This is a genomic window from Paraglaciecola arctica (genome assembly GCF_018861065.1).
In the GTDB taxonomy this organism is placed as follows: domain Bacteria; phylum Pseudomonadota; class Gammaproteobacteria; order Enterobacterales; family Alteromonadaceae; genus Paraglaciecola; species Paraglaciecola arctica_B.
On sequence record NZ_JAHKQO010000002.1, the window covers coordinates 24,698 to 36,927 of the forward strand.

The 12,230-nt window shown below is 40.2% G+C and carries 12 protein-coding genes; 8 read left to right on the forward strand and 4 right to left on the reverse strand.

Annotation, left to right across the window (positions count from 1 at the left end; genetic code table 11):
• The first annotated feature begins 84 nt into the window (after positions 1–84).
• Positions 85–387: a hypothetical protein gene (locus tag KO534_RS00445; protein WP_215926063.1), complete on the forward strand. Its 303-nt coding sequence runs from the start codon at positions 85–87 to the stop codon at positions 385–387.
• A 143-nt stretch (positions 388–530) separates the two neighbouring features.
• Here KO534_RS00445 and kdsA read toward each other — a convergent pair whose 3' ends face one another.
• Positions 531–1,382, reverse strand: coding sequence for a 3-deoxy-8-phosphooctulonate synthase (kdsA, locus tag KO534_RS00450; RefSeq protein ID WP_215926065.1), 852 nt, complete (start codon positions 1,380–1,382; stop codon positions 531–533).
• A gap of 285 nt (positions 1,383–1,667) precedes the next feature.
• Here kdsA and miaB point away from each other — a divergent pair, with 285 nt between their 5' ends.
• The 6 genes from miaB to KO534_RS00480 all read left to right on the forward strand — a co-directional run bounded on the left by miaB (position 1,668) and on the right by KO534_RS00480 (position 7,706).
• On the forward strand, positions 1,668–3,101 hold the full coding sequence (miaB, locus tag KO534_RS00455; protein ID WP_215926067.1) for a tRNA (N6-isopentenyl adenosine(37)-C2)-methylthiotransferase MiaB: 1,434 nt from the start codon (positions 1,668–1,670) through the stop codon (positions 3,099–3,101).
• 36 nt (positions 3,102–3,137) lie between these two features.
• On the forward strand, positions 3,138–4,187 hold the full coding sequence (locus KO534_RS00460; RefSeq protein WP_215926069.1) for a PhoH family protein: 1,050 nt from the start codon (positions 3,138–3,140) through the stop codon (positions 4,185–4,187).
• A gap of 7 nt (positions 4,188–4,194) precedes the next feature.
• Complete coding sequence (gene ybeY / locus KO534_RS00465; RefSeq protein ID WP_215926071.1) at positions 4,195–4,683, forward strand: rRNA maturation RNase YbeY; 489 nt, start codon at positions 4,195–4,197, stop codon at positions 4,681–4,683.
• Positions 4,684–4,763: 80 nt separating this feature from the next.
• The gene (corC, locus tag KO534_RS00470) at positions 4,764–5,624 is read left to right on the forward strand and encodes a CNNM family magnesium/cobalt transport protein CorC (protein WP_215926073.1); all 861 of its coding nucleotides are present in this window, start codon (positions 4,764–4,766) and stop codon (positions 5,622–5,624) included.
• Positions 5,625–5,643: 19 nt separating this feature from the next.
• Positions 5,644–7,206 carry an apolipoprotein N-acyltransferase gene (lnt, locus tag KO534_RS00475; RefSeq protein ID WP_252731855.1) on the forward strand — a complete coding sequence of 521 codons (1,563 nt, stop codon included), beginning with the start codon at positions 5,644–5,646 and terminating at the stop codon, positions 7,204–7,206.
• A complete protein-coding gene (locus KO534_RS00480) occupies positions 7,203–7,706 on the forward strand; it encodes a GNAT family N-acetyltransferase (protein ID WP_215926075.1) in 504 nt (167 codons plus the stop codon). The genes lnt and KO534_RS00480 overlap by 4 nt, the downstream gene beginning before the upstream one ends.
• Positions 7,707–7,742: 36 nt before the next feature.
• Here the strand turns inward: KO534_RS00480 and KO534_RS00485 are convergent, their stop codons facing one another.
• Entirely contained in the window at positions 7,743–8,684 is a 942-nt protein-coding gene (locus KO534_RS00485; RefSeq protein WP_215926077.1) for a DMT family transporter, read from the reverse strand.
• A gap of 113 nt (positions 8,685–8,797) precedes the next feature.
• Here KO534_RS00485 and KO534_RS00490 point away from each other — a divergent pair, with 113 nt between their 5' ends.
• Complete coding sequence (locus tag KO534_RS00490; protein WP_215926078.1) at positions 8,798–10,240, forward strand: PLP-dependent aminotransferase family protein; 1,443 nt, start codon at positions 8,798–8,800, stop codon at positions 10,238–10,240.
• Between the two features lie 40 nt (positions 10,241–10,280).
• Here KO534_RS00490 and KO534_RS00495 read toward each other — a convergent pair whose 3' ends face one another.
• On the reverse strand, positions 10,281–11,924 hold the full coding sequence (locus KO534_RS00495) for a methyl-accepting chemotaxis protein (protein ID WP_215926080.1): 1,644 nt from the start codon (positions 11,922–11,924) through the stop codon (positions 10,281–10,283).
• 55 nt (positions 11,925–11,979) lie between these two features.
• Positions 11,980–12,177 (reverse strand): nitrate/nitrite transporter NrtS, encoded by a 198-nt coding sequence (gene nrtS, locus KO534_RS23660; RefSeq protein WP_215926082.1) that lies wholly within the window; start codon positions 12,175–12,177, stop codon positions 11,980–11,982.
• Between the last annotated feature and the right edge of the window lie 53 nt (positions 12,178–12,230).

Genomic DNA, 12,230 nt, shown 5'->3' on the forward strand with positions numbered 1-12,230 from the left:
AAACAAAGAATAAAGATCGCTTAGCAGATTAACAAATTATGACAAAGTTATTACTTTACATTACTAATACTAAAGGTTTACAAAATGAAAACATCTTACTCAATATTAGCTGTGCTAGCCACAGTATTTTTTACTCAATCCGCAACAGCAAAGCTAGGCGCAAATCGCTCTACTATGCAACTTGAAAAGCATATGGAAATTAACGTAGAAGCTGAAATTGTTGGAAATATCAATGATATGCTAGCAAACATTCATACTTCTAGCATTAAAGATGAAGTCACTAAACAACTTAGCATTGGCACAGTCCAGTCACAAACAAATGAATTAGTGCAAAACATTGATGCAACATTACCAGAGTTTAAATTCAAGGTTGTACTTGCCGACTAAATTTTTATCAGGGTTATCTGCTGGTTAATTCCTATTACCTATTAGTAAGTTATCGCTGTGCTAAGGCCGCCAAACAGGCTATCAGTGCCTAGCACAGCAAAACTTACAAATACTCACCTTCGAACTAAAAATCTATTTTTTAATTAGTCAGCACTGGTATCCAAAGGTGCGAATTCTTTAACTAAATTATCCAATGCCTGCATTTGCTGTAAATACGGTTCCAATTTATCCAGAGGCAAAGCACAAGGTCCATCACATTTAGCTTCATTAGGATTAGGATGGGCTTCAATAAACAATCCGGCTAACCCCAAAGCCATACCGCTTCTAGCAAGCTGCGCTGCTTGGGCACGCCTACCATCGGCTGAATCGCTACGACCACCAGGTTTTTGCAATGCGTGGGTGGCGTCGAATATAACAGGTGCATAAGTTTTCATCTCGTCCATAGCTAACATATCAACTACTAAGTTGTTATAACCATAACAAGAGCCACGTTCGCATAGGATAACTTTATCGTTCCCTGCCTCTCCAAACTTAGTGATGATGTGGCGCATTTCATGAGCAGCAAGAAATTGTGGTTTTTTGACGTTGATGATGGCTCCCGTTTTTGCCATAGCTACAACTAAATCTGTTTGGCGAGCTAAAAACGCTGGAAGCTGAATGACATCCACCACTTCAGCAACTGGCGCTGCTTGGTAGGTCTCATGAACATCTGTTATCAACGGTAAATCAAAGGTTTGCTTGATTTCTTGAAATATTTTAAGTCCTTCATCCATTCCAGGGCCTCGATAAGAATGCACAGAAGAACGGTTAGCCTTATCAAAAGACGCTTTGAATACATAAGGAATACCCAGTCTTTGAGTCACTTCTTTATAATGTTCGGCAATACGCATTGCCATATCGCGGGATTCGAGCACATTCATGCCACCAAAAAGCACGAAAGGTTTATCATTAGCCACGTCAATATCAGCAATGGTGAGTTTCTGTAAATTTTGCATAGGATAGGTCTTAATATAGTAGAATTGGTGTTGCGTAATAGCATACCAATCTATGTGATTGCTGGGTATCTGAAAAGCACATCCTGCTTTGAATATTACAATTTCGAGCTAACAATCAATAAATAGCCTCTCTAGACATATTTAAGAAGTATTTATGTTGCGTAAAAGTAGCGCTTGGCGCAAATAACCAGTAAAATCACCGGTCCGATTTTAGTGGCTACGATTAGATGTAATCTCTATCAAGTTACTGCATAAAATGATTGCCAAAGGTAAGTACAATCCGCTATGACAAAAAAGCTATTTATTAAAACTTGGGGTTGCCAAATGAACGAGTATGACTCGGAGAAAATGGCCGATCTCTTAGATTCGACTCATGGTTATCAAGCCACAGAAACAGCTGAAGATGCGGATATCATTTTGCTTAATACTTGCTCCATTCGCGAAAAAGCCCAAGAAAAGGTATTTCATCAATTAGGGCGCTGGAAAAACCTTAAGAAAGATAAACCAGATCTAATTATTGGCGTAGGTGGTTGCGTGGCCTCACAAGAAGGTAAAACCATCAGACAACGGGCCCCATTTGTTGACCTTGTATTTGGTCCACAAACCTTACACCGCTTGCCAGAAATGATTAATCAAATTAATGGTGGCAGTCAATCAGTCATCGATATTAGTTTTCCTGAAATTGAAAAGTTTGACCGTTTGCCCGAACCCAAAGCCGATGGTCCAAGCGCCTTCGTTTCTATTATGGAAGGCTGTTCTAAATATTGTACCTTTTGTGTCGTACCCTACACCCGCGGTGAAGAAGTCAGTCGTCCAGTTGATGACGTGTTGTTGGAAATAGCGCAATTGGCAGAACAAGGAGTTCGCGAAGTTAACCTACTAGGACAAAATGTTAATGCTTTTCGCGGTCCTAACTACGACGGTAGCATTTGTACCTTTGCGGAGTTGTTAGAACTTGTTGCCTCTATCAATGGTATTGATCGTATTCGATATACCACCTCGCATCCTGTTGAGTTTACTGACGATATCATTGATGCCTATGCACAAATTCCAGAACTAGTTGATCACTTACATCTTCCTGTGCAATCAGGCGCGGATCGTATTTTAAACCTAATGAAGCGTGGCCACACTGCAATAGAATATAAGTCTAAAATCAGAAAACTTAGGAAAATTCGTCCTAACTTAAGCATGTCTTCTGATTTCATTATTGGTTTTCCTGGCGAGAGCGATGCAGATTTCGAAGCAACCATGGATTTGATCCAGGCAATGGACTTCGACTTAAGCTTTAGTTTTATTTACAGTGCCCGCCCCGGCACACCAGCGGCCGATTTACCTGACGATGTAACTGAAGAAACCAAAAAACAACGATTAAGTCTGTTACAACAACGTATCACTCAACAAGCTCTTCGTATTGCACGTAATATGGTAGATACCGAGCAGCGTATTTTGGTAGAAGGCCCCAGCAAGAAAAACCCTATGGAATTATCAGGACGTACTGAAAATAACCGTGTGGTTAACTTTGAAGGCTTTCCCAGTATGATTGGCCAATTTGTTGATGTAAAAATTACCGATGTGTTTGCTAACTCATTAAGAGGTGTTGTGCTTAGAACCGAAGATCAAATGAACTTACGTACTGAATTAGCGCCACAGACTATATTAGCTAAAAACCCAAATAGTGTTGACGAATTGGGTGTCGGCCAAGTGGTTGTCACTCAGTAACGTTAACCATCCGTTTAAATTAAAGAGATTTGCCATTTGAGTAACCTTGTTAGTAATGAAATTGTATTAGAGCCATCAGACCACAAACGTTTATCAAGCTTGTGTGGGCCCCTAGATGACAATATCAAACAAATTGAACGTCGCTTAGGCGTTGAAATCACTTATCGAAATAATGAATTTAAAGTATTGGGTCAAACTCAGCAATCTAGTGGTGCTGCACAATTACTTAAATTGTTATATATGGAAACACAGCCTATTCGAGGTCAAATTCCTGATATTGAACCAGACCAAGTACATCTAGCAATCCAAGAAGCAAAATGTTTGGAACAAGCCGAAGCCGGCCAGTATGGAAAAGAAGTCCATATTAAAACCAAACGTGGTGTGATTAAACCTCGTAACTCCAATCAATCCCAATATGTAACCAATATCATTAATCACGACATTAGTTTTGGTGTGGGACCTGCCGGTACGGGTAAAACGTATTTAGCTGTTGCTTGCGCGGTTGAAGCCCTAGAGCGACAAGAAGTGCGCCGTATATTATTGACCCGTCCTGCGGTAGAGGCTGGGGAAAAACTTGGGTTTTTACCAGGGGATTTATCCCAAAAAGTCGATCCTTATTTACGACCACTATACGATGCGCTGTTTGAAATGCTCGGCTTTGAGAAAGTTGAAAAACTCATGGAACGCAGCGTTATTGAAGTGGCGCCTTTGGCTTATATGCGTGGACGTACCTTAAATGATGCATTTATTATTTTAGATGAAGGCCAAAATACCACTGTCGAACAAATGAAAATGTTTTTAACCCGGATTGGATTTAATTCTCAGGCTGTCATTACCGGAGATATAACTCAAGTTGACTTACCACGGGGCGTTCGATCTGGTCTGCGGCACAGCATAGAAGTACTAAAAGATGTAAAAGATATATCCTTTAATTTCTTTAGTGCAAATGATGTAGTGCGACACCCTGTTGTGGGGCGAATAGTCTTGGCATATGAAGAATTTGAAAGCAAACAAGAAAAAGCACGACTACAAAAAAAGGCTCAACAAGAGACGCTTGATAACAAGGATGAAAATTCCTCTAAGTGAATAATTGATGAGCGCCACTTTAGATTTACAAATTGCCAGTGATTCCCCTGACATCCCTAGTTTAGAGGCTATCCAACTATGGATAGACGAGGTATTTTTGCATCAACAGATAACTGATAGAGAACTAACAGTGCGTATCGTTGATGAATCAGAAATTCAAGAACTCAATAGTCAATATAGAGGCAAGGATACCCCCACAAACATATTGTCTTTTCCTTTCGAAATGCCTGAACTTACTTTGCCAATAGATGTTCAAATTGATGAGTCACTTTCTGAATTTTTAGGCGATATTGTCATTTGCGCTCAAGTTGTTAAGCGGGAAGCCAGCCAACAAAATAAGCCTATCGAGCACCATTGGACCCATATGATGATTCACGGAACCTTGCATTTGCTTGGCTACGACCATATTGAAGAGCATGAGGCACAAGAGATGGAAGGGATAGAAATTGCTATATTACAAAAATTAGCCATTGACGACCCATACCAAAATCATTAATGATGCAGTATAAGGTATCAACTGCATTGTGTTTACGTGTAAAACTTTTATTAAATTAAACTAACCTAAATAACGAGATCATGAGCGAAGATAACCCCCCATCTACTAACGGTTCTGCCAATAAAGGCTGGCTTGATAAAATAGTTCAGACCTTTACGGGAGAACCGAAAAACAAGGAAGAGTTGTTTGATGTCATTACTGACGCCGAGCAACGTGAAGTCATTAACCCCGAAACCAAAGCAATGATTGAAGGGGTCATGGAAGTTAGCGAGATGCGTGTGAGGGAAATAATGATCCCAAGAGCACAAATGCGCACAATTGAAATAGATCAAAGTGTAGAAGAGTTTTTACCTATCCTGCTTGAATCAGCCCATTCCCGTTTTCCAGTTATAAATGAAGACAAAGATCATATTGAAGGAATTTTACTAGCAAAGGATTTACTTGAATTTGCATTTATTCCAGGCAAAGAGTTTGAACTTAAAAACATTCTGCGCCCAGCAGTTATTGTTCCCGAAAGTAAAAGGGTCGATGTACTGTTAAAAGAATTTCAACAAAAACGCTATCACATGGCCATTGTTGTTGATGAGTATGGTGGTGTATCGGGTTTAGTGACTATCGAAGATATTCTTGAATTGATCGTCGGCGAAATAGAAGATGAACATGATATTGAGGAAGGTGATAAAGACGGAATTCGTCCTTTAAATAAATACACCTATTCAGTCAAAGCGCTCACTTCCTTAGAAGATTTTAATAAATTTTTCGAAACCCAATTTGACGAAGAAGAAGCCGACACCATAGGTGGCATTGTATTAAAAGCTTTTGGTCATATGCCTGAGCGTGACGAAAAAGTGACGATTAATGATCTTAAGTTTAAGGTGACCAACTCCGATAAAAGGCGTTTGTTACAGCTCAAAGTCACGATTCCAGAAACAGAAGAATAACCCTGGGCCTTAAAAAACCTTGCGCATCACAGCAAAAGTGAACGACTTGTCGTTCACTTCAAAATTACTTTTGTCCATTGTATTGGGTGCGTTGTTAACCTTTGCTTACGCCCCTTTTTCATTTTGGCTAATGACTTTCCTCAGCCTTATCAGTTTTATTTATATACTCAGCAATACCTCCCCTAAACAAGGTTTTAAATTAGGCTTTGCTTTTGGACTCGGTTGGTTTGGGGCTGGTGTGAGTTGGGTGCATGTCAGTATCGCTGATTTTGGTGGCATTCCTCTAATTGGCTCTTTAACGTTAATGTTGCTGTTAAGCGGTTATTTAGCGTTATTTCCGGCACTAAGTTTTAGTGTTCTTTGCAGATACTTTGATCAAAAGTTCTGGCCTATTGCCCTGCCCTTTATTTGGTTATTATTAGAATGGGTAAGAAGTTGGTTGTTCACAGGGTTTCCTTGGCTTTCTTTGGGATATAGCCAGCTTTACGGGCCCCTTAGTGGTTGGTTCCCAGTTATTGGTGAGTTTGGGGTATCTGGACTCACTATATTGATCAGTACAGCAATAGCCATTGGAATAGCAACAAAGCAGTGGTTAGCTAGTTTTTTGTTAGTCGCAGTATTATTTGTATCTGGTATTAGCTTAAACCACGTCCAATGGGCAAAACCAACTGGTCAAAAAGCACGTATTGCTATGGTACAAGGTAATATAGAACAAGCACTTAGATGGACACCAGAACAAGATCAGCCCACCATGGACAAGTATAAAAACATGACGGCGGCTCATTGGCATAATGATGTAGTTATATGGCCAGAAGCGGCCATTCCTCAGCTTGAGCCTGTGGCGACTGAATATCTAACTGAAATAGATAATATAGCGGCGCAAACTAACACAGGCCTCATTACCGGCATAGTCAATTACAATTTTGAAACACGCGAAGCCTACAACAACCTAATTGGGCTGGGTCAAAAACAAAGCAACAACCTAAACGATACGTCCCCAGCACGTGGGCAGTATCATTATTTCCATAACAACCGTTTTGCTAAACATCATTTATTACCCATAGGCGAATTTATTCCTTTTGAAGACTGGATACGAGGCATTGCTCCCTTGTTTGATTTGCCTATGTCATCATTTAGTCGAGGTGATTTTCAACAAAGCAACATTGAGGCAAAAGGTTACCACTTTGCACCAGCAATCTGTTTTGAAATCGCCTTCCCTCGGCAGATATCCGCTAACCTGTATTACAACACGGATTTTATCATCACTGTGAGTAACGACGCATGGTTTGGAGGATCTCATGGTCCTGCGCAACATTTAGAAATTGCTCAAGCGCGAGCCAAGGAATTTGCTTTACCAGTATTACGTGCTACCAATAATGGCATTACAGCCTTTATCAATCACCGCGGAGAAATTCAAAGTCGAATACCACAATTTGAAGCTGCGGTACTTGAAGATACTATGCAGCAAGTAAAAGGCCATCCCCCTTACCGCCTATTAGGTGACTGGACAATATGGTGCTTGTCTTTATTGGCCTTCGGATTTGCCTGTTTTAATCAAAACAAGTCCAAGGAGACTAAATGAGCACAATCACTCGCGACCCTAACTTTATTATTCGCACTGCAACTGTAGAAGATACCTCGCTTATTTTAGACTTCATTAAAGAGTTGGCGAAGTATGAAAAGTTACTGCATGAAGTAGTGACAGACGAAGCCACCTTAAAAAATAGCCTATTTGGGGAGACCCCCTACGCAAAAGTGGTTATTGGAGAGTATCAAGGTAAACCGGTATCCTTTGCTCTGTACTTCCATAACTTCTCAACATTTTTGGGTCGCCCTGGGATCTATTTAGAAGATTTATACGTGCAACCTCAGATGCGCGGCAAAGGTTTAGGTAAAATACTGTTAGGCTATTTAGCCTCGCTTGCCATAGAACTCAATTGTGGACGTTTAGAATGGTGGGTATTAGATTGGAACAAACCAGCAATTGAGTTTTATAAGTCTTTAGGTGCACAACCTATGGACGAATGGACGGTTAACCGTGTTACAGGTGGCGCCTTGGACAAATTGGCTAAACAACTTTAAATATCAATAAATCAGCTGCCTAGCCAAGTACTTAGTTTACTTTAACGTTGTTGCTTCAACAGAGCTTGTCGCAATAACTTTATTCAACCCTAGTAGCGTTTTAATTCGATTAATGGGTGTTAAAACCACAATATTCCCCATTAACACTAGAACAAAACCTATTAAGGTACTGGATTGCCACACGAAACCTTCGAATATCATACTAAGTGCCACCGCCACCACTGGAAATAACACAACAGCATAACTCGCCTTTTCAGGACCTATATCTTTTAACAAGACAAAATAACAGCCAAAAGCGATAACGGTTCCAAATACACTTAGATAAAGCAGTGAAGCCATGTACGGAAGGCGAGTGTCTAGAGCAAACTCACTGCCATTGATTGTGGTAAAAATCAGCAGAAATACACTACCATAAAACATGCCCCAAGCATTGCCCTGCATAATCCCGATATTGTTTTTTGAATTGCGCACACTGGTCATATTCCCTAATGAGGCTACAAATGTTCCAACTAATGATAAACCCAAACCTATTACCGCCTCACTAGCAAAGTCCAAAGTTTTCACATCCTGCCAGAACAAGGCGACAATTCCGGCTAATCCCAAAATAGCGCCCATAAAGATCCTTGGGGCTATTGGTTGCCCAAAAAATATACGTGTATTAACTATGTTCATTACGAGTAAAGTGGAGAAGGCGATAGAAGTCATCGCCGAGGTTAAGTAGTTTTGTGCCCAGTACAAAATCAAATAGTTAAAGCCAAAGTTGCAACATGCCAGCATCATGAAAAACAAATGATTGTTAACGCTAAAGCTCATTGGAAGTTTTTTGATTACACAATATCCCCACATCAGCAACGCCGCAATAGAAAACCTATAAACTAAAGAAACCTCAGGTGCTACCACCCCAAGTTGATATTCAATCGCTAACCATGTCGAGCCCCAGATCAACACAGTAGTAATGTATAAAAGCGTGCTTCTCATATTATCCAAAATTCCAATCTTATAGCGTTAGGCTAATTTAACTCGTAAACTGAATACTAAACAGATACAGTTAATTGAAAATACAACCTATACAGATTAAAGCGATAAGTAAGATGACTCCCTCCTCATTGAAACAACCCAATACCTATTTGTATCAACAAGTCATCAATTTAATTACCGAAATGCGCATCAACGGTACTTTACAAACTGGGCAAAAATTACCTTCGCTACGTAACTTATCCACCTCTCTTTCGGTGAGTATACCCACAGTTAAACAAGCCTATATCGAACTCGAACGACAAGGATTAATACGTGCCAAACCTAAATCAGGATATTTCCTAACCCAGCAAAACAAGTCAGAGCAGCCCAAAAAGGCACGTTTGCCTGCTAAGCCAATGGTGGTGAGTCGCCAACAGTTAATTGAGGATGTTTTCAAGTCAATTCATCAGCCTCATAATCTCGCTCTCGGTGTGGCTAACCCTGTTGCGGCATTGCCTATTACCAAAACGCTTAACCGCACTATGCGGCGTATTATGTCCGTAATGGGTGACAAAGCCCTACACTATGGACCCGTTGCTGGCTATGAGCCACTTAGAAGACAACTTGCCTTTAGTTACATGGAGTATGCCCTGCCAATGGCTCCAGATGACATTATTATCACCAATGGTGCCCAAGAAGCTCTGAATATCGCTTTGCAATGTGTCGCTAAAGCAGGTGACGTCATTGCAGTAGAGTCACCCTGTTATTTTGGGATTTTAGAATTAATAGAAAACCTCGGCATGTTAGCGTTAGAAGTGCCAATTTGTCCCGAAGACGGCTTATCCATTCAAGATGTCGCAAGTGCCATAGCGAAACATCCAGTTAAAGCTTGCGTTTTTTCTAGCACTATCGCCAACCCTATGGGATGTGAATTAACTGATGACGCCAAACAACAGATAGTGCAATTATTAGAAAATAATGACATCCCTCTTATCGAGGATGATGTTTATGGGGATCTGTATTTCACTGAAAAGCGTGGATCCCCAGCGCAAAAATACAGTAAAAAAGGGTTAGTGATTACCTGTAGCTCGTTCTCAAAAACAGCGGCACCCGCCTACCGCATTGGATGGCTAGCGACTCATAAGTTTAGTCAAAAGTGTGCTCAGATAAAACGCGCGCTATCATGCTCTTCCTCCCATATGAATCAAATTACACTTTTTGAATTTGTAAGAACCTGTGATTACGACCGTTATCTGGTGCAATTACGCAGTATATTACTCACTAACAAAGTGCGAATGTGCAATAAATTACAGCAAAGTTTAGGTGATAGCGTGCGTATCAGTGACCCCAAAGGAGGGGCAGTGTTATGGTTAGAATTTAATAAAAACATCAATAGCGCTGATATATTTCAATTGGCGTTGGAGCAAAACCTGAGTGTTAGTCCAGGTACCTTGTTTTCTCCTAGCAATCGCTACCAACACTGCATAAGACTCAGTTATGGTTTACCTTGGAACACCCAACTAGAAGAAGGACTCGGAGTATTTGCTGATATATGTCTAACACTACAAAAAAATTGAATACTCAACTCAGCCTGCTCCCCAATCTTTGTGAACTAAACTAAGAAGTTTTGAAGAAACCGACTTCTTCATTTAGTTTTGCAGCAAGTTTATCCAAGGCGATAGTTGCGGTATTATTTTGATCTAACGAATAAACGGTTTTCTTACTTATCTCATCAATTTGTGCCATTACGTCGGTTATTGATCCAATTCCTACTACCTGTTGAGTTGCTGTATCAGAAACTAATTTGGCATTTTTGAAAGAGTTGTCGGCATTTTCTTCAATCTCATGGAGCAAACTCATTGCGTCGTGAGTCTTAGTTTGACCATCTTGCACTTTGGGCAAAGTATCTTGCATCACGCTCACTGCAATTGAAGTTTCTTGCTGTACTTCTTCAATAGTTGTTTGGATCTCGCGAGTCGCTTCACCCGTTCGTAAAGCAAGTTGCCTTACTTCGTCAGCGACAACGGCAAAACCTCGACCTGTTTCACCCGCTCGCGCAGCCTCAATTGCAGCATTTAATGCCAGCAAATTGGTTTGATCGGATATGCCATTGATCACATTAGTGATCCCGCCTATTTGATTAGTTAATTCTTCCAATTTACTTATTTGCTGTACAGCCTGATTCACGGTGTTAGCAACATTTTGCATCGACTCTACGCTCAACGACATGGAATCAATTCCATTTTTAGCTCTTTCCACCATACGTTTTGCATTCACTTTATTTTTGGCTGCCGTTTCTGATACACCCAAAATATTGGATTTAATTTCATCGAGACGAGTACGAGTAGTGACGGTTAGATTGTCTTGTTCTTGGGCAAGTACAATGATGTTTTTAGATCCATTGGTGACGATAGTAGACTGCTGTTTCAAGTCATGTGAAGCCGCTACAATTTCAAGTACTGTATTGCGCAGGCGATCCTGCATTTTGGCCATGGTTGCCAGCATACTTTTGTCAAATGGTGTACTGAGTTCTTGAACTAAATTACCCTGGGCGATTTGCGTAAGGGCTTGTGCTGCAATTAAGGGCTCTGCTCCTAGTGATGTTTTAAAACTCTTAGCAATAATATAGGCCACAAAAATAGACAATAACAAAGCGCTTAGCGTTAACAGCAACATGGTTATTTTAAAGCTAGAGGCATTTTCTAAGATGTCGTTGGTAGCCGCAACATTTTTGACTTCTTGCAAATCAATAAAGGTGTTAATTGTATTAAGCCATTCTACAAATAGTTGACTACCACCATTTTTTAACAGCGGCATCGCATCGTTATTCACTGCTTGTGTTTTGGCTGTAATAACTTCGTTAATCAACTTTTCGGTTTTTTGTTGTAGCCTATCAAGTTTGTCCAATATCGATGACTCTTCGGCGCTGAAAAACACCCCCGAATTTTGCATTGCACGCATTTTTTTGTGGGATACCTTATAAAATTCCGATAAACCATCAATATCATCAATATGTGTTTTAATGTTAGCTTGGCTATTTGCCGTGGCGAGATCACGAATAGCAATAGCCCGATCATGCACACTACCGCGAAAGTTAATGGCGTTACGTTGTTTAACCACATTAATTTCAGTCATGGTGGTTAAGGTATCCGCTATCATATTGACACGATATATTCCCACCATAGTGAGCACTACCATAAGCAAAGAGACAACACTAAAGCCTACGAGAAGGCGCATATTGATACTTAAGTTACTTAACATATTTGTTGTCTCTTCTATTTAAAATTTAGTCTAGGTATACCATCTAAAGTGGCATTTATTTTGTGTCAGTCTGCGCGACACTGCTCGAGTATAAAGAAACACAAAAAGGCACGATATAAGTAAGAATAACCTTAAACCAATTGATTTTCGGATCACCGAATATCGCCTCGCCTTGGTTTATTATGGTCAATATTGTCCCTACAAAAATACTAATAAAAATGGCCATTTTAATTTGTTTTTTAGACACCTTCATTTCAATCCCTTTTAAATTAACTAAGCGTCAAAATTTAGCGGTAATCATTGCAA